The 17,917-nt window shown below is 66.0% G+C and carries 17 protein-coding genes and 1 pseudogene; 6 read left to right on the top strand and 12 right to left on the bottom strand.

The window, feature by feature from the left end; genetic code table 11:
• The first annotated feature begins 33 nt into the window (after nucleotides 1-33).
• A complete protein-coding gene (locus P9A17_RS07985; protein WP_278038012.1) occupies nucleotides 34-507 on the top strand; it encodes an Lrp/AsnC family transcriptional regulator in 474 nt (157 codons plus the stop codon).
• A gap of 7 nt (nucleotides 508-514) precedes the next feature.
• On the opposite strand, the gene P9A17_RS07980 is transcribed toward P9A17_RS07985, so the two are convergent.
• On the bottom strand, nucleotides 515-1,207 hold the full coding sequence (locus tag P9A17_RS07980; RefSeq protein ID WP_347403829.1) for a DUF2993 domain-containing protein: 693 nt from the start codon (nucleotides 1,205-1,207) through the stop codon (nucleotides 515-517).
• Between the two features lie 403 nt (nucleotides 1,208-1,610).
• On the opposite strand from P9A17_RS07980, the gene P9A17_RS07975 reads away from it, so the two are divergent.
• A complete protein-coding gene (locus tag P9A17_RS07975; RefSeq protein ID WP_278038010.1) occupies nucleotides 1,611-2,084 on the top strand; it encodes an acyl-CoA thioesterase in 474 nt (157 codons plus the stop codon).
• 103 nt (nucleotides 2,085-2,187) lie between these two features.
• On the top strand, nucleotides 2,188-3,231 hold the full coding sequence (locus tag P9A17_RS07970) for a cupin domain-containing protein (protein WP_278038009.1): 1,044 nt from the start codon (nucleotides 2,188-2,190) through the stop codon (nucleotides 3,229-3,231).
• Between the two features lie 9 nt (nucleotides 3,232-3,240).
• Here P9A17_RS07970 and P9A17_RS07965 read toward each other — a convergent pair whose 3' ends face one another.
• Nucleotides 3,241-4,659 (bottom strand): SDR family oxidoreductase, encoded by a 1,419-nt coding sequence (locus P9A17_RS07965; RefSeq protein ID WP_278038008.1) that lies wholly within the window; start codon nucleotides 4,657-4,659, stop codon nucleotides 3,241-3,243.
• 138 nt (nucleotides 4,660-4,797) lie between these two features.
• Here P9A17_RS07965 and P9A17_RS07960 point away from each other — a divergent pair, with 138 nt between their 5' ends.
• Nucleotides 4,798-5,676 (top strand): cutinase family protein, encoded by an 879-nt coding sequence (locus tag P9A17_RS07960; protein WP_278038007.1) that lies wholly within the window; start codon nucleotides 4,798-4,800, stop codon nucleotides 5,674-5,676.
• A 92-nt stretch (nucleotides 5,677-5,768) separates the two neighbouring features.
• On the opposite strand, the gene P9A17_RS07955 is transcribed toward P9A17_RS07960, so the two are convergent.
• The 8 genes from P9A17_RS07955 to P9A17_RS07920 all read right to left on the bottom strand — a co-directional run bounded on the left by P9A17_RS07955 (nucleotide 5,769) and on the right by P9A17_RS07920 (nucleotide 13,355).
• Nucleotides 5,769-6,377 (bottom strand): DUF998 domain-containing protein, encoded by a 609-nt coding sequence (locus tag P9A17_RS07955; protein ID WP_278038006.1) that lies wholly within the window; start codon nucleotides 6,375-6,377, stop codon nucleotides 5,769-5,771.
• 56 nt (nucleotides 6,378-6,433) lie between these two features.
• Nucleotides 6,434-7,114 carry an IF2 family translation initiation factor gene (locus tag P9A17_RS07950; RefSeq protein ID WP_278038005.1) on the bottom strand — a complete coding sequence of 227 codons (681 nt, stop codon included), beginning with the start codon at nucleotides 7,112-7,114 and terminating at the stop codon, nucleotides 6,434-6,436.
• Nucleotides 7,115-7,140: 26 nt separating this feature from the next.
• On the bottom strand, nucleotides 7,141-7,698 hold the full coding sequence (locus P9A17_RS07945; protein WP_278038004.1) for a CsbD family protein: 558 nt from the start codon (nucleotides 7,696-7,698) through the stop codon (nucleotides 7,141-7,143).
• A gap of 246 nt (nucleotides 7,699-7,944) precedes the next feature.
• Entirely contained in the window at nucleotides 7,945-8,232 is a 288-nt protein-coding gene (locus tag P9A17_RS07940) for a GlsB/YeaQ/YmgE family stress response membrane protein (RefSeq protein WP_278038003.1), read from the bottom strand.
• A gap of 172 nt (nucleotides 8,233-8,404) precedes the next feature.
• Entirely contained in the window at nucleotides 8,405-9,040 is a 636-nt protein-coding gene (locus P9A17_RS07935; RefSeq protein ID WP_278038002.1) for a hypothetical protein, read from the bottom strand.
• A gap of 102 nt (nucleotides 9,041-9,142) precedes the next feature.
• A complete protein-coding gene (locus tag P9A17_RS07930) occupies nucleotides 9,143-10,852 on the bottom strand; it encodes an alpha-glucosidase (protein WP_278038001.1) in 1,710 nt (569 codons plus the stop codon).
• Nucleotides 10,849-11,859, bottom strand: a complete 1,011-nt coding sequence (locus P9A17_RS07925; protein WP_278038000.1) for a glycosyltransferase family 4 protein — start codon at nucleotides 11,857-11,859, stop codon at nucleotides 10,849-10,851. Before P9A17_RS07925 ends, P9A17_RS07930 begins: the two co-directional genes overlap by 4 nt.
• Nucleotides 11,860-11,936: 77 nt before the next feature.
• Nucleotides 11,937-13,355: a DUF2252 domain-containing protein gene (locus P9A17_RS07920; protein WP_278038653.1), complete on the bottom strand. Its 1,419-nt coding sequence runs from the start codon at nucleotides 13,353-13,355 to the stop codon at nucleotides 11,937-11,939.
• Nucleotides 13,356-13,454: 99 nt separating this feature from the next.
• Here P9A17_RS07920 and P9A17_RS07915 point away from each other — a divergent pair.
• Nucleotides 13,455-14,368 (top strand): annotated as a pseudogene (locus tag P9A17_RS07915) (NYN domain-containing protein).
• A gap of 70 nt (nucleotides 14,369-14,438) precedes the next feature.
• Here P9A17_RS07915 and P9A17_RS07910 read toward each other — a convergent pair.
• Together P9A17_RS07910 and P9A17_RS07905 are read right to left on the bottom strand one after the other, a co-directional pair.
• Entirely contained in the window at nucleotides 14,439-15,989 is a 1,551-nt protein-coding gene (locus tag P9A17_RS07910) for an adenylate/guanylate cyclase domain-containing protein (RefSeq protein ID WP_278037999.1), read from the bottom strand.
• 58 nt (nucleotides 15,990-16,047) lie between these two features.
• Nucleotides 16,048-16,821, bottom strand: a complete 774-nt coding sequence (locus P9A17_RS07905) for an SDR family NAD(P)-dependent oxidoreductase (RefSeq protein WP_278037998.1) — start codon at nucleotides 16,819-16,821, stop codon at nucleotides 16,048-16,050.
• Between the two features lie 96 nt (nucleotides 16,822-16,917).
• On the opposite strand from P9A17_RS07905, the gene P9A17_RS07900 reads away from it, so the two are divergent.
• Nucleotides 16,918-17,538 (top strand): hypothetical protein, encoded by a 621-nt coding sequence (locus P9A17_RS07900; RefSeq protein ID WP_278037997.1) that lies wholly within the window; start codon nucleotides 16,918-16,920, stop codon nucleotides 17,536-17,538.
• Nucleotides 17,539-17,917: the final 379 nt, after the last annotated feature.

Genomic DNA, 17,917 nt, shown 5'->3' with positions numbered 1-17,917 from the left:
ATTTGGCTAGTGTGACGTGGGATACTGCGCGACATGGCAAAACTGGACCGCACCGACGCCCGGCTGCTGCTGGCGTTGTGTGACGCACCGCGAGCCACAGGCGTTCAGCTGGCGGCGATGCTCAACCTGGCACGCAACACCGTCCAGGCGCGGCTGGCGCGATGGGACCAGGACAAGGTGCTCGCACCGATCGATCGTTGCGTCTCACCGCGCGATCTCGGCTATCCGCTTAAGGCATTCATCACCGTTGTGGTGGATCAGCACAAGCTGGAGAACGTGATCGCCGAGCTGGAAACCGTCACCCAGGTCACCCAGGTCACCGGTCTGTCCGGCGCTGCGGACCTGCTCGTCGGCGTCGTCGCGACCGATGCCGACGACCTGTACCGCGTCGCGGGCCTGATTCTCGCGGTCCCCGGCGTCGAACGCACGACGATGTCGGTGGCGATGCACGAAGTCGTCGCCTACCGCACACGCCCGCTCCTGGAGGAGCTCGCGCGGCGGGGGTGAGCCGCCGCTACAGGCGTCCGAAGCAGGGGTTGGCGTCCTCGTTCGGGATCGACGCATCCTGGCTGGAGAACGTTCCCACGACACCGGCTCCAGTGACCTCGACGCTGTCCGCGTGGATCCCGAGCGGATAGTTGTCGTTGAGCTTCTTCGTCAGATCGTTGAGCGCCGACTGCACCACATCCTTGGAGAACGGGCCGCTGACGTCGAGCACCTCCAGGTTCAGATCGCCATCCGTGACAACGGGTTTCGCGGTGATACTGGTGTCTCCGGCGTCCATCACCAGGGTTCCGGCCGCCGGGTCGGCGCGAACGCCGGTGACCAAACTGCCGACGCCCGGCAGGTTTTCGGCCACAGTGTCCTTGATGCCGGCCGACGTCCAGGTCAGCGTGGCATCCAGCGCCCCGATCGTGCCCTTGGAGTCGCCGGAATCCGCAAGCCTGACGTCACGGAGGGTGACGTCTGCCGTCATCCCCCTGGCGGACTGCACCCGATCGCCCGCCGTCTCGACGGAGATGTTCGTGTAGTGGCCGGTGATGTGCTGCCACAGGAACGGCGGATTGACCCCGTACGAGATCGTCGCGCCGTCTTCGACAACACATTCAGCAACCGCGACGAGAACACCGTCGGCGCGGTGCCGGGCGTAGAGTTCGGCCCCCGCCAATCCGCCAGCGAGAACCGCGATCACGAGGATCGCGGTCAAGACGATCGTCTGCCGATTGAAAAACGGTGCGCGACGGGGCTTTTCGGCGGGACGCTGCGCAACGGGGCCAGGTGCAGGCGGGCTCGGCAATTTGGGCGGTCCAGGCGGCCTGGGCGGAGGAGGTACGGGGCGCTGCTGCGGAGGCGGCGGGCGCCGGATCTGTTCGGTGGGGACCGCGTCGGGAGGCCGGACGGGACCGGCAGGCCGGGCCCGGATCTTCTCGGTCGGCGAATCCGGCCCGCTCGGCCTGCGCAGTCGCCGCGTCGCAGGATCAGGCGGCGGGCCCCCAGGGCCGCGCCCGCCAGGCTGTCCGGGTCGTCGCGGCGGGATCGTCACCTGCGCAATTCTGCCCCATCGCACTGGGACCGCGAGGAAAGTCCTGCAGCGCGGCTATTTTGAGCGGATGGATTCTGGACCGAGCCCATTCATCAGCACGGTGCCGAGGCCGCACCCCGCGCGACTCGACGTCGCGTCGTATCCGGTCCGCCAACCCATCGACGCGCGGTTCGGCGACATGGACGCCAACGGCCATCTCAACAACGTGGCCCTCGAATCACTGCATGAGAACACCCGCGCGACACTCAACCGGCAGGTCTTCCCGAACGTCTACGACCGGACTGAACGTCGCCTGCGCATCGTCACATCCACGATCGTCGTCCACTACCTGCGCGAAGCGCCGTGGCCATCGGTGATCGACACCGCGATCGGCATCGGCCACGTCGGCCGCACCTCGTTCGTCGCATCGACGGGGCTGTTCCACAGCGACGCGTGCGTCAGCCTGTGCGACACCGTCCTGGTCCTGCTCGACGATGACGGACCGACGCCGATCCCCGCCGACGCCCGGCAGCATCTCGAATCCCTGAGACTGCGGATCTGATTACCGCCAGCAGGTAGCACGAAGGCGTGGCCAACGTCCATGACAGCGCACCTTCGAGGGAGAAGAGTCACCTTCGACGGAGCCCACCGGTCAGGAGGACAACATGACAACGTCGTTCGCGCACAGCAGCCACACAACGTCATTGCACGAAGGAGAGATCGTCGAGGAGTCCTACCTCGGCTCCATGCGACGCGTCACCGCCGACAACCTGCCGATCCTCAAGGGTTTGTCGATCAAGCGCGTTCTGCTCAACCCCGGCGCGATGCGGACGCCGCACTGGCACGCCAACGCCGACGAACTCACCTACTGCGTCTCTGGAACCGCGCTCGTGTCGATCCTCGACGACGGCAGCACGTTCTCGACGTTCGTCGTCACCGCGGGGCAGATGTTCCACGCGGCATCGGGGTCGCTGCACCACATCGAGAACATCGGCGACGACGTGGCCGAGTTCATCATCGCCTTCCGCAACGAGCGGCCCGAGGATTTCGGGTTCGGCGCCACACTCGGAGCGTTCTCCGACGCGGTCCTGGGCAACACCTACGACCTGCCGTCCTCGGATCTGGCCAAGATTCGCCGCGACACCCGCGATCACAAACTCGCGGCCCGCAGCGGCGCCCCCGAGATCCCCGGCACCGCGTACTTCAGCAATCCGCACAAGTTCGACATCGAGGCCCAGGAGCCCGGCCTGAACTACGTCAGCGGCAACGCCCGTTTCGCGCGCAGCCAGTACTGGCCTGCGCTGAAGGACATCTCGATGTATTCACTGCGCGTCACCGAAGAAGGTATGCGCGAACCACATTGGCACCCGGTGACAGCCGAGATGGGTTACGTCCGCCACGGCGACGCCCGCATGACCATCATGAATCCCGATGGAACGCTGGATACCTGGACGATGACGACCGGGGATATGTACTTCATCCCTCGCGCGTACCCGCACCACATCGAGAACATCGGCACCGACGACTGGCATTTCCTGATCTTCTTCGACCAGCCGTTCCCCGCCGACATCGGCTACCGCGCGTCGGCGAGCGCGTACTCGCGCGAGGTTCTCGCCGCCGCGTTCAACACCCACATCGACGAGCTGCCTCAATTCCCTTTCACGCCAGCCGATCCGCTGATCGTCTCACGCAGGAACCCCGTCGACTGACCTCGTGGCCTACCAGTTGCTCTTCGCGTAATCCTTGAGGAAGCAGCCGTACAGGTCCTCGCCCGCCTCGCCGCGCACGATCGGGTCGTACACGCGGGCTGCCCCGTCGACGAGATCCAGCGGCGCGTGGAAACCTTCGTCGGCGAGCCGCAGCTTCGTCGGATGTGGCCGCTCGTCGGTGATCCAGCCGGTGTCCACGGCGGTCATCAGAATGCCGTCCTTCTCCAGCATCTCCCCCGCGCTGGTGCGGGTCAGCATGTTCAGGGCGGCCTTGGCCATGTTGGTGTGCGGGTGGCCGGGCCCCTTGTAGGCGCGGCTGAACTGGCCTTCCATCGCCGAGACGTTGACGACGTAGGTGCGGCGTGCCGCTGCGGCGGCCATCGACGGACGGAGCCGGCTCACGAGGATGAACGGCGCGGTCTGATTACACAGCTGCACCTCGAGCAGTTCCAGCGCGTCGACCTCGTGCACGCGCTGGGTCCAGCTGTTCACCGACGCGGTGTCGGGCAGCAGGCCGCCCGCGTCGATCGCGGTGCCCGCGGCGATCCGCTCCGGGGATGCGCTGCGGGCGGCCAGCGCCAACTCGGTGACGGCGTGCGGGGCGTGATGCTCGGCCAGACTTCCCGCCAGAGCCGACGGGTGGGCATCGCTGACCCGGTCGAACGTGACCACGTCCACGAGTTCCGGCGGCGGGGTGCGCTCCGCCTCGACGAGCGCCGCGTAGGAACCGGGCGATCGGCGCACCGTCTGGGCGGCGTTGTTGATCAGGATGTCCAACGGCCCCTGCGCGGCCACATTGTCGGCGAGCGCAACGACCTGGGCCGGGTCCCGCAAGTCGATGCCGACGATGCGCAACCGATGCAACCAGTCGGCGCTGTCCGGCATCGCGGCGAAGCGGCGGACGGCGTCGTTCGGGAACCGGGTCGTGATGGTCGTGTGCGCGCCGTCGCGGAGCAGTCGCAGCGCGATGTACATGCCGATTTTGGCGCGACCACCGGTGAGCAGGGCACGCCGGCCGGTGAGGTCGGTGCGGGCGTCGCGTTTCGACCGGTTCAGCGCGGCGCAGTCGGGGCACAGCTGGTGGTAGAACGCGTCGACGACGGTGTGGTGGTTCTTGCAGATGTAGCAGGCGCGGGAGCGCAGCAGGGTGCCCGCGGTGGCACCCGGCGCCGTGGAGACCAGCGGCAGGCCTGCCGTCTCGTCGTCGATGCGGCCGGGCGCGCCGGTGGCCGTGGCGGCGATGACGGCGCGGTCGGCGGCAGCCACCGCATCGCGTCGGGCGGTCCGGCGGGCCTTCTTCACCGCTTTGAAGACGCCCGCCGTGGCCCTGCGCACGGCGACGGAATCGGGGTGCTCGGGAGGCAGCCCCTCGATGTCGGCGAGCACCTGCAGACACGTGCGGAGCTTGTCGGGGTCGATCGCTGTCACCTGAAAAGGGTAAAGCCTGTTCACGCGCATCTTCACCACGCCGCATCGGACGTAGGCGGCGAACACTCGTTGAATGCGGATGCGTAACAGACTGCTCCTGGACGTGCTGCCGTGCCGCAACTGTGTAACCATCGAAACGTGGGACTGAAAGCCTGTCTAACTGATGTCACACGCCCCGGCCTCGCTGTCGCCGTCGCCGTGATGCTCTCGCCTCTTGCCGCGCCGCACGCTGTCGCCCAGCCTGCACCCGGCCCCGTCGCACCGCCGGCACCAGGGCCGGCGGGCGTCGGCCCCGCCCCTGGCCCGGTGGCCGCACCGGCGCCCGGGCCCGTTCCCGATCCGGCTGCGCCGCCGCCTCCTGTCGTGCCCGCGCCGCTGACAGCCCCCACTGCTCCTGGCTGCCCCGACGTCGAAGTCGTGTTCGCGCGCGGCACCACCGAAGCTCCCGGCCTCGGCGCGATGGGCCAGGCGTTCGTCGACGATCTGCAGGCCAGGCTGAGCGGGAAATCGGTCCGGGTGTACGCGGTCGACTACCCGGCCAGCCCTGACTTTCCCACCGCCGTGCAGGGCGTCTCCGATGCCAGCACGCACGTGCAGGAGATCGCGATGAACTGCCCCGACACCAAGCTGATCCTCGGCGGCTATTCGCAGGGCGCGGCCGTCATGGGTTTCGTCACAACGGAATTGATCCCGGACGGGGTTTCGGCGTCGCAGGTGCCCCAACCGATGCCCGCCACCATCGCCGACCACGTCGCGGCGGTCGCGTTGCTGGGCACCCCGTCCAACCGGTTCATGGACGTGATCAAGCAACCGCCCGTGACCATCGGTCCGCTGTATCAGCCCAAGACCATCGAATTGTGCGTACCCAACGACTTCGTCTGCTCGGCAGGCAACGACCTCGGCGCCCACGCGCGCTACATCTCCGACGGTCTGGTGATGCAGGCCGCCGACTTCGCCGTGAGCAAACTGGCCGAGACCCCGGCGTCCTCGTCGACGACAGAGCAGCAGCCGGGTTGATCCCGAAGCCAACCGCTTGTCTCCTCGTCCCGGTACCGCGCAAAGCCCTCGACCCCCACCGCGCGGTGATGTTGCGCGCCGTGACGGGGATACTAGCTGCGCCGGGCGTCCGCCCCGCGAACGATGAGTGCCGCCGCCGCCAGTAGTTCCCACGCGATGATCGGGTACACCGAACCGCGCTCCACCACGCCGGGCGGCAATGCATGAGAGCCGTCGGCGGCGTCGGCGATCAAGACGACCAGGCAGATGATGCCGAAGCTGCCCAGCACAATGCTGGCTCGGCGGAAGCCGTGGCCGGCACCGAATGCCCGGCTGCCGATGCCGCCGGTGATCACCGCAGCATTGCCGCCGAGGATCGCCAATCCCGCTCCGAGAACATGCCATTGCGCCTGGGCCGTCCCGCTGTGGAACAGGCCGACCATGACGTTGCCGACCATGTTCGCGGTGGCCGAAGCGACGAAGGCCCGCCCGACGCCGCTCCCCCACGCGCCCGCCCCGGCGATCACGAGGGCGCCCACCAGGAACAGCACCCCGTGGACGATGAATCCCCCGATGTTCATCACCGGGACCACGCCGAGGTCGCTGATGAAGTCGCCGGCGTAGCTGTAGCCGCCGGCGCGTGCCGCGGAGACCGCCTCACTGCCGAGATAGACGGTGGCGCCCATAATCCAAACGATCGCGGCCAGACGCGCAGAAGTCACCCAGCCATCTTTGCGTACCAAACTCGGGCGACTGTCCACTCGCGCTCCGCCGCCTGTCAGCGGTTGTCGGTGACTCGCTGTGCCCGCCGATCGAGCTTCTCGGTATCGGCCAGTTGTTCAAGTCGATCAGCCTGTACCCGTTTACTTTCGGCTACCTGGCTCTTGTTCCGGGCATTGTCGAGCTTGGTTTCGGCCGCCGAGGTGGCCTTCTTCTCCTCTGCCTGAATTCTGGACTGCTCGACGCGCCTGGCATCTTTCACCGACTTGGCGCGTGTGGCAGCCTTCGCATCGACCTGCTTCTTTGCTGCCGCTGTGCGTTTGTCAGCGGACTCCCCGCCATCTTCCTTCCGTTCCTGTGCACGTATCTGCGCATCCCGGAAATTGTGTTCCTTGTCATCGCTGGCCTGCTTCTGGTCTTTGATTGCCTTGTCGCTCTTGAACTTCAATTCAGCGTCGGCGCGCAGCTGCTTCGTCGTTGCCGCCGCGTCGAGTTTGGCGGCCCGGCTGAGCGCGTCGCTACGCTCGGCCATCGCCGCGCCACGCTGGCGCAGGCGCGGATCCCCCAGCGCGCTGCCGACAGCCGCGTCGAGCATGCCCAACATGCGCTCGTAGAACAGTCGAGCGGGAGCCTCCGACTCCATACGAGCCATCACCCCGTCTTCAATCAGATCGAGCGGGAACCTGGCGATCTTGTACTGAAATCCTAGAATTGCGAAGGGAACTGTGGTGATCTTCATCGTTGACTCCTGTGTCGCGCCGGTGCTCAAGGCAGGTCGGCTTCGTCGGTCAGACGGGCGGCGCGCGCCCTGATCCGGTCTGCTTCGTCGTGGGCGTTCTCGGCGATGTGCTCGGCGGTCTGCCGCTCGGCTTCCGCCTGGGATGCTTCGTCAGCGGCCGCTCTGATGTCGACGCGTTCCTGAGCCTCCGCCTGTTTCATCTCACGTTCAGCAACGAGTTCGGCCTGCGCTGTGGCCGCGGCGGCCTCCTCTGCTTCGGCAGTCTCCACCGCACGCTTCTGCGCGGCCTGCTCGACTCGTATGGACTCCTCGAGCGCCGCCGTTTCAGCCTGCAGCTCAGCGCGCTCCCGCGTGCTTTCCAGTCTCGCGTCAGCGGCTTCCCCGCGGGCCTGCTCCGCCTCGGCATCGGCCACCGCTTCGGCGCTGTTGGCTTCCTTGCGTTCCCGAGCCTGAGCCTGCTCAAGTTGGCCCTCCGCGGTCAGAGAGTCATTGCCGGTCACGGCCCCTGCAAGTTCCTTCGCCTTGCCCTTCACCGAGTCCATCAGTCCTTTTCGGGCCTGGTCCGCCGTGTCGCGGTTTGTCATGTGAAATTCCTGTCTCGAGTTGTTGTTGAAAGGTCGCGGCGCCCGCGCGTCGCCCACGTACGCGGCGCATCCCTCAAAGGATCTGGCCATCGTGGAAGTCGAGGGCTGCGGGCGATAACGCAACTGCGACCGTGCTTCTCGGCACAGCCGTCGTCAGCGAGGCAGGCGTGGAACGCGCGGGTTGTCGGTCGATCTAAATTACTTGTTGCTCAACATCATTGCGTCGGGAATCTCCGGCAGCGGCCGTTATCCGACCGGTCTGTTCGATGAGCTGCGCCGACCGGTGATCCCTACGTACGCCGCGATGAGAGCCATGGCGACGATGATGCCCACGAGGAACGGGATGATCTTGAATCCGCCGTTCTGGTTGGAATATCCCAATTTGTACGAAATCCAGGCCCCGAGGAAAGAGCCGACCGCGCCCAGCACCACCGTCATGATGACACCGATATTCTGCTTGCCCGGCATGATCAGACGCGCCAGAGCGCCGACTATGAGCCCGACGACAACGGCGCCGATAATGGTTCCGATCATTTTTTTCTCTGCTCTCGTTAGTGTTTGCCCGTCAGGCCAGAGAGCCTTCAAAGTCTGTTGTGATGCGGTTACCCGCATGTGCGGCGCGTAATCACGGTTGCGGGAACGGGTTTCTGGGGTCCCGATGAGTGCGGTTTCACAGAGTCTGTGCGGCAACCTCACCGTGCGCGGCTCAGCGCATCGGTGGCGGGATGGCGGCCGGGCCGAGCAGATCTTCGCTGCCGTTGGAATGGGTTCGCCGCCACCGCCCGTACAACCGCAACCCGCGCATCGGTTCGGCAACCGACCACCGGCGGGCGATGAACCGGATCACGGTGCGGATGTAGCGGTTCGTCTCGGAGTACCAGCGCCACTCGTAAAGCCAACCGCCGCAAAGGCGTTGGGCCAGCGCCTCGGATTCAACCCCCTGCAGGTAAGGTCGCACCCAGGTCACCATGACCCACGCCGCCTCGGCGTCGTCGTCGCAGAGTCGGAACGTCCATTCGACGGGGGCGTCCCCCGCGGCCATCGTGTGCCGCAATGCGGGCCGTTGCTGCGCGACACCGTCGGCGGATTCGGGCACATCGATCAGTTGCACGACGGTGTTGTGGAATACCCCGGGTCCGCCGACCTCGAACCGCACCCGGTAGTCGCGATGACCCTCAAGATCGGTGGAGTCGTCGCGGTCGATCGAAAACGCCACCAGCCCGCCCACGGCCACATACCGGGCGAACACCACATCGCCCAGCATTGTCAGGACCCGGCGTACCGCGATCAGCACTGTGAACGTCGCGACGGTCAGCGCGACCACACCCCACATCAGGTCCACACGCACAGAGTGTCAGAAGCCGACGAAGTTTCGGTGACGAACTCCTGACACTGCAGCGATCACATATCGCAACACCATGGTGCGGCGGTCCGTCAGGCGGCATCAGGTGATCGAGTAGATACGCGCATCCCACCCGAGCAGGTCAAGCGATGTCGACAGCAACGCGGGCGCAGTGCCGGGCAGGTTTCCGAGCAGCAATTCGGCCGAAACCCATCCTGGGTCGATGTCGACCGTCCGCGGCGCGCGGCCGCAGTTGGCGATCACCAACAGCTTTCGGTCCTCGGCTGTTCTGGTGTAGGCCCAGATCTGCGGGTCGTCGGCCATCAACGGGGTGAAATCGCCGTCAGCCAGGACCGGCAATTCGTGGCGCAGCCGGATCAATGCCCGATAGTGCGCGAATACCGTTTCCGGCGAGTCGATTTGGGCAGCGGCGTTGAGCCAGTGGTAGTTCGGGTTGACGGGCAGCCAAGGCTCCCCGGTCGTGAAGCCTGCGCACGGTTCAGCGTCCCACTGCATCGGTGTCCGGGCGTTGTCGCGGCTCACTCTTGCCATACCGGCCAGCGCGGCACGCTCGTCGCCGCCGAGCGCAAGCACGCTCCGGTAATAGTTGACGGCCTCAAGGTCCTTGTGGTCCTGCGGAATTCGGAAGGGATAGTTCGTCATGCCGAGTTCCTCCCCTTGATAGACGAAGGGCGTGCCGCGCATGCCGTGCAGAATCGTTGCCAGCGCTTTCGCCGAGACTGCCCACCAGCCCGGGTCGTCGTCGCCGAACCGGGACACGACGCGGGGCTGGTCGTGGTTGTTCCAGTAGAGGCTGTTCCAGCCGCAGTCCGCCAGCGCCGCCTGCCACCGGTGCAGCGCTACTTTCAACGCGACGAGGTCCAGACCGACGTAGTCGAACTTGTTCGTCGGGCTCTGGTCTACGGCCATGTGCTCGAACTGAAAGACCATGTTGAGCTCACCGCGCGCCGGATCCGTGTAGAGCCGCGCCTGCTCGGGCGTCACGCCCGGCATCTCGCCGACGGTGAGGTACTCGCCGGTGCGACTACCGAACACCTCGCGGGTCAATTCGGCGAGGTACTCGTGAACGTGGGGCCCGTCCGCGAAACCGTCGAAGGCGAGGACGAAGCGCTGCCCGGGGACGACCCGGGTGTCGGGTAGTCCGTCGACTTTGGAGATGAAGTTGATGACATCCATGCGGAACCCGTCGACACCGCGGTCGAGCCACCAGCGCATCATCTCGTGCACGGCCTGACGCACCTGCGGGTTGTCCCAGTTGAGGTCCGGTTGCTTGCGGTCGAACAGGTGCAGGTAGTACTGGCCGGTGGCCTGATCCCACGTCCACGCAGGACCACTGAAGAACGAGCCCCAGTTGTTCGGTTCGGCGCCCTCGTGGAGATCGTCACCCTTGCGACCGTCTCGCCAGACGTACCAATCCCGCTTCGGGTTGTCCCGCGACGACCGCGACTCGACGAACCATGGGTGCTCGTCGGAGGTGTGATTGACCACCAGGTCCATCACCAGCTTCATGCCGAGACCGTGCACCGTGGTGAGCAGCGTGTCGAACTCTGCGAGCGTGCCGAACATCGGATCGATATCGCAGTAGTCGCTGATGTCGTAGCCGTTGTCGATCTGCGGTGAACGGTAGATCGGCGACAACCAGATGACGTCGACCCCGAGCGCGCGCACATACTCGAGGCGATCGATGATGCCGCGCAGATCGCCGACCCCGTCGCCGTTCGAATCCGCGAAACTCCGGGGATAGATCTGATAGACGACCGCAGACTTCCACCACTCGGCGTCTGGGGTCACCTCCGCTCCCCGAGGACTTCGCGGTACACCGCGACGTACTTGTCGACCATCGCCGAGACGGTGAAGCGCTCGGCGGCGAGCGCGGCGATCGCGGCTCGGTCGAGATCACCGACCGCCGCGACCGCGGTGACCGCCGACTCGATGCCGTCGACCAGAAATCCGTTCTGGCCGTTGGCAATCAGCTCCCCCATCGAGCCTCTCGCGTTGGCAATGACCGGTGTACCGCAGGCCATCGCCTCGACGACGCTGAAGCCGAACGGTTCCTCGAAGTCGATCAGGTGCAGCAGGGCATGCGCGCCTCCCAACACCTCGGCGCGCGCATTCGCGTCGACGGCGCCGAGGTAGCGCACCCGCTCGCCGTCGACGTGCGGTGCCACCTCTTCACGGAAGTACGCCTCATCCTGAATGATCCCGGCGATGTCGAGCCTGCGACCACATCGGCGGGCGACCTCGATGGCGTGAGCCGTTCCCTTGTCCGGATGGATCCGACCGAAGAACAGCAGATGCTCACCGGGACAGGGATGTACCGCGAAACCACGCACATCGATGCCGTGGTGCACGGTAGCCGAGTAGTGCAGGTCCGGATGTCGATCCGCATCACTGATCGATACATAGGTGGTGCTGTTGCCGTAGCGCGTGTAGACGGGAACGATCCGTTCCGAGGAGAACCCGTGGATCGTGGTCACCACGGGTGTTTCGACCAGATCGCTGTACGTCAGCGGCAGGAAGTCGAACCCATTGTGGATGATGTCGAATTCGTCGGCGCGCTCGAACACCGATGCGATGTGGAGGCATTCGGCGACCTTGGCGTCGATCGTCGGGTCTTCGGACCAGCCGCCCGGCGCGGTGGCGGACAACTCGGCAGTGGTGATCGAGTCTGCGGTGGCAAACAACGTGACGTGGTGACCTGCAGCCACCAGCCCCTCGGTGAGCAATGACGCGAACAGTTCCCACGGCCCGTAGTGCCGCGGAGGTGTGCGCCACGCGATCGGCGCCAGCACAGCCACCCGGATCGGTTTGTCGGCCGCGCCTCGGATAGGAATGAACTCAGGCTACGCCCAGGCGATTTCCGGTGACGCCGGGTCTACACTCCGCGCTCTACCGGAATGCGGCCGCTGTCGACTGCGGCCACCAGCGCAGCATGGTCGGCTTCGGTCTGGTCGGCGTACCGGCGCGCGAAGGTACACAGGGCGTCGTCGACCTTGTCCGACCGACCCATGTAGCCGGCGATCATCGATGCGCCGCTGGTTCTGGCGTGGCCCTTGGCGAGCAGCTGGCCGACCACGCTCGTGTAATCGATCAGTGCCTTCGGGTGCATCGCATCCAACGGGATGGTGCCCTTCATATTGCGGAACTGACGCACGTAGAACTGCAGACCGTTCATTGTCGTCCAACCAAGCAGCGGGTCACTGACCGTCTGCAGCGCCTGCTGATACTCGACGACCCGCTGACCCTGATGTGCGTGCCACGCGGACTCACCATGCACGTAGCGCGCCAGCACGGATCGGCGGGCCTGCTTGAGTTGCAAGAACACGACATCTTCGGATGAAGAACCTTCCAGCAGAGCCACATAGGCGCGCAAGCCGACGCTGCCGACACCGACCACTTTGTGTGCGACATCGAGGAGGGTGTAGCCGCCGAGCACGCGACGCCAGTGTGTGGACAGGGTGGGGAGGTAGTCGTCGAGCGCCTCGGCCAGCGCGTCGGCCTCCTGAGAAGGCAGTCGGGTGATCAGCGGCGCTTCCTCGATGATCCTGCGGACCCCGTCGACCTCTTCGGTGAACCGAGGCAGCGCACGGTCGCTGGTGCGGTTGCGCGCCCTCTCGGCCGACCGCCTGACTTCGTCGGCCAGCGGACCCTCGGTCTCGCCTGTCAGCCGGTCGACATCGAGACGGGTGAACGACCGAGAGAACAGCGGCTGGTCTGCCAGCCTGCGGACCTCCGCCCGGTACGCCGACACACAGGAGCGCACCGCCGCGCCGCAGTCTTCCTCGGGCGCACCGTTGTGGCGTCCCGCTACCCAGATGCTGGCGACGAGCCGGCGGAGGTCCCATTCCCAGCTGCCTGGGTGCGCCTCGTCGAAGTCGTTGAGGTCGATGACGAGGTCACGCTCGGGCGAGGCGTAGAAGCCGAAATTGCCGAGATGCGAGTCGCCGCACACGACTGGCATGATCCCCGTTGCCGGCAGCCGCGCGACGTCCTCGGCCATCACCACGGCCGTGCCGCGGAGAAAGCCGTAGGGCGAGGCGATCATCCGCCCCACCCGGACCGGGATCAGCCGCTCCACCCTGCCGCGGTGGCTGGCCTCGATGAGCCGTATCGGGTCGGGCCGGCCCGCCTGCGGTGCCCAGTCGGCGAGCGTCCTACGGGGCACCCGTTTGCGCAGGCTCCTCCCGAGGGCGTACCGCTCGGCACGCGTTACGGGGCGCTGACGCAGCGAATGGTAGGCCGCGGCGTCCGCCTCAGCCAACACGGTATGTCTGGTCGGCTCGGGGGTCGCCATGCTCACCGGTGCCATGTTCCGCTGGTCGACACTGATGAGGGGCGCCTTTGGGGAATCGCTGCTGGAGATGCCAACACCGACTGTGCCGGGCCTCCATCGATGAGACTGGGTGTTGTGACGGAATACGGCGCGACCCGCGTTGCGGTGTATCTTGACTTCGACAACATCGTGATTTCGCGATATGACCAGGTCAACGGACGCAACTCCTTCCAGCGCGACAAGAGTAGAGACTTCGAGGACGGCGACAGGCTGGCTCGCGCCACCGTCGATGTCGGCTCCATCATCGACTTCGCGTCATCCTTCGGCACGTTGGTGCTGACTCGCGCGTATGCCGACTGGTCTGCCGAGATCAACGCGGGCTACCGCGGCCAGCTCGTCGGACGCGCGGTCGAGCTCGTGCAGTTGTTCCCGGCGGCGGCATATGGGAAGAACGGCGCCGACATCAGGCTGGCTGTGGACGCGGTCGAGGACATGTTCCGCCTGCCGGATCTGACCCATGTCGTGATCGTCGCCGGCGACTCCGACTACATCGCGCTGGCGCAGCGGTGCAAGCGCCTCGGCCGGTACGTGGTGTGCATCGGGGTGGCCGGTTCCTCGAGTCGGATGCTCGCCGCGGCGTGCGACGAATTCGTCACCTACGACGCGCTCCCCGGAGTGCCGGTATTCGAGCCCGACCCCGTCATCGAGGAGAAGCCCGCACCGAAGCGGCGGTCCTCGCGGGCCAAAGCCGCCGAGTCGACGGAGACGCCCGAGGAGCCTGCACCGCCGGATCCGCAGGTCACCGCGACCGGGCTGCTGACCCGCGCCCTGCGTATCGGGCTGGAGAAAGACGACGCCGACTGGCTGCACAACTCCGCGGTCAAAGCTCAGATGAAGCGGATGGATCCGTCCTTCAGCGAAAGTCCTTGGGCTTCCGGTCTTTCAGCGATTTCCTCCGCTCGCGCTCGGACATCGTCGAGCTGGACGAGAGCTCCACCACCCGGATGGTGCGTTTGCGCGACGCGGCGCCGTAGCCCGCGCAGAGGAACGACGCGTCCATTCTCACCAGCTCCATCGTGCCGCGATGCCTGCCCGGCCCGCGACTCAGACCGCGGTGCGCCCGGGGTCGGAGTGCGAAAAGCGCGCCATTCCGCGCAGGATCCACGGCGCGCGTTTCGCGACGGCGCCGACAGCGCGGTCCGCCGGTTGCATCGACACCCGGGGACCTGGAGTCGGCGTCGAGGCCAACTCCGCTTCGTAGGATCCCGCGCGAGGACCGTTGCGGTCGACGGCGAGAAGTTCCCAAACCCCGGGCACTCCACGCAGTTCCACGGTTCCGCGGTCCGCGAAGCTGGTCCCCGAGCCGACGACGAGGTCACGGACCGTCCGCGAGACGATCACGTCGCCTGCGCCTGCGTGCCCGAGAATCCGTGCGGCGATATGGACGGCGATGCCGCCGATGTCGCCGTCCATCAATTCGCACTCCCCCGTGTGTATTCCGGCACGGATGTCGATTCCCAGCTTGTCCGCCTCGATGTGGAGCGCCTCGGCGCACCGAATCGCCTGCGTCGGACCGTCGAACGTGGCGAGATGGCCGTCACCGGTGCTCTTGACGACAGTGCCGCCGAAGCGTTGCGCGAGTTCGGTGGTGATCTGACTGAAGCGCTCAAGCACTGCACGCCACTGTTCGTCGCCCACCGATGCGGCCCGCCGTGTCGAGGCGACGATGTCGGTGAACAGCACTGAGCGCAGCGCGCGATGCGACGGCGACGGGGCGGCGTGGCTTCCGGTGAGAAACTCCTCGATGCCCACCAGCACTCTGCCGGGCTCGGTGTACCAGGGGGCGTGATCGACACCCTCGACTTCGAGATACCGCGCGCCGGGAATGTGGTCGGCCAGGAACCGGCTGCACTGCACCGGCATCGTGTCCGCGCGCGCGTGGACGACCAGGGTGGGCGCGGAAATCGTTGGTAGCACCGGCCTTACGTCGATGTGCAGGTTCGACTCCAGCGTCGCCCGCGCCATCCCGGGGCTTGAACTCATCCGCTCGAACACGGCGAGCTGCCGCACCGAACGAACGGACGGGAACATGGCTTTGGCGGTCCCGCCGCTGCCCCAAGCCGATTTGGCGACCCGACCGAATTCCTGAAGGCGCGCCACCTGCTCGACCGATGGCGTGTACTTCTCCCCCAGCTCGCCGAACAACTGAGCGCAGACCTCAGCCGGATCTTTCTCGACGTCGGCCCACCCACCACCGATGAGGTAGGCGAAAGCACCGAACGTGATCAGCGCGCGCGTCCGCTGCGGACGCTTGGCGCTGAAGTACACCGATTGCGCGCCGCCTTCACTCATCCCGAAGATGACCGCTCGATCGAGACCGACGGCGTCCATCACCGCTTCGATCTCGGTCACCCGGTCGTCGAGTGTGCGCACCTGAGGGACCGGATCGGACAAGCCGACCCCCGCCTTGTCGAAGATCACGACGCGGCAGAACGTGGCGAGCTGGTCGAAGAACGACTTGAATTCGGGCACGGTCCAGAAGAGCTCGATGTGGCTGACCATCGGCCCCACGAAGACAAGGTCGACCGGCCCGTCGCCGAAGACCTGATACGCCAGGCTGAGCTCGCCGCAGGCCGCGTACGAAGTATCCGCCATGCCGCAAAAGCGTAATTGACGGGCGGGCAGACCTCGGGTTTTCTGCAGGAGTGCATCGCTACTGCGCGAGATATCCCCCGTCAACGGGCAGTACGGCGCCGGTGATGAACGAGGCGTCGTCGGACGCGAGGAAGACGACCGCACTGGCGACCTCGGCCGGCTCGCCGATGCGGCCCATCGGATGCATCTGCTCGATCGCCGCCAGGTATTCGGAGCCTCCGGGCTCGTCGGGCAGTCGCTGGACCCGTTCAGTGCGGATCGTCCCGGGCGCGACCGCGTTGACTCTGATGCCGCGATCCGCCCACTCCACAGCCAGATGCTGGGTCAGCCCGGTGGCGACGAACTTGGCGGGCCCGTAGGCCGCTTGCCGCTTCTGGCCCGCCACGCCCGAGATCGAGGACAGACAGACGATGGCGCCGCCGCCGGCCGCCGTCATCGCCTCGATCGCGTACTTGCAGGTGAGGAACATGCCGCGGCCATCGATGGCCATCACCTCGTCCCAGTCGGCGACCGTCATCTCTGTCACGTCGCCGAGCGGGATGATGCCGGCGTTGGCCACCAGGATGTCGAGTCGACCGAACCGCTCGACCGCTGCCGCGATCATCCGGCGCGCGTCCCCTTCGACCGAGACGTCGCCGACCACAGTCTCGACCTCGGCACCGGCGCCACGCAGTTCGTCGGCCACGGCCAACAAAGGGTCACCCTGGATGTCGGTCAGGATCAACCGTGCCCCCTCGCGCGCGAAGGCTTCGGCGGTTGCCCGTCCGATGCCGAACGCTGCGCCGGTGATCACCGCGGATTTCCCGTCCAGGCGTTTCGATGCGTTACTCACAGTGTCCTGTCGCCTTTGTCCACCGCCGCACGCGCTGGGCGGTGTCATCGTTGCACTGCCCGGCGCCCCCTCGTCACCTCTTGGCGCGAATCACGGTTGGCCGTCGATGACTCCGGCCAGATGTGGATTTCCCGCGGTTTGCAGCCTGCGCAGAATATTGGCGAGAACCGTCTTCTTGACTTGGACGCAACCTGCCGTGTTGTTGTTGACCCCGTCGGTGCAGTGCAAGAAGATCGCGCAGCTCTTGCCGGGTGTGTTGGTGGGGTTGTGGTCGACGAAGATCGCGAGGTCGTAGGCAGAGTTCTGTTCCTCGCCGGGCTTGGCGTTCCGGTCTTCAGGTTCCAGCGACTCGGTCTCACGTTCGGGCAGAGCATCCCCGAATTTCTTGACGCACTGGGGATTGCGGTCGGGCAGATTCCGCGATGTGACCCATTGGGTGTACGTCGATGCCGATTCAGGGACGCCCTTGCCGAGAAGAAAAGTCCAATAGTCGATGCCGGTGTCCCACCACGCATCCGCATCGGCCCACCGGTACTCGACGTGGACGGGGAACGGAAGGTCCTCTTCCAGGGTGTGCCCGAACGCGAGGCCCAGAAAAAGATTCCCTCCGGCGTACGCGACTTATTGTCTTCGACGTCTTCGAGCGGCCACATCCCGTTCTCGCCTATCTGGGCGGCTATTCCCGAGATGATCTTGTGCCAGACAGCAGGTCTGTGAACGTCGCGCTCCCAATACTCGAGAACGGCTTTGGAGCTCGTGTAGTTCGGCTTTTCCTCTTCGTCGTAGTCCGCTGTGACGACGACAAGCTGCTTGCAATCGTCTGGCGCGTTCGGAACGTCTGGCGCTTCCGCCGCTTTGGTCATGACGGAAATCGTCGCCGCAGGATGGCACTACCGTCTACAAATAGGCTGTGACGTGCATCACTGCGGTAACGAAGTCCGTTCCACCGCAGGGTAATTGGATTTGATCAATTTCGACGGCGGGCCCATGGTGACGAGGATCGGCACACAAAGGCCTTCGGCGCGGGGTTCGAGAAGTGGCACGGAGAGCGACGCATGGTTCCCAACGACCGCGTCCGCCTCCTGCGCACGCCTCC

The sequence above is a fragment of the Mycobacterium sp. 236(2023) genome, from assembly GCF_029623955.1.
GTDB lineage: Bacteria > Actinomycetota > Actinomycetes > Mycobacteriales > Mycobacteriaceae > Mycobacterium.
The sequence above is the reverse complement of the archived record's forward strand: the minus strand, read 5'-3'. Positions and strand labels throughout refer to the sequence as shown.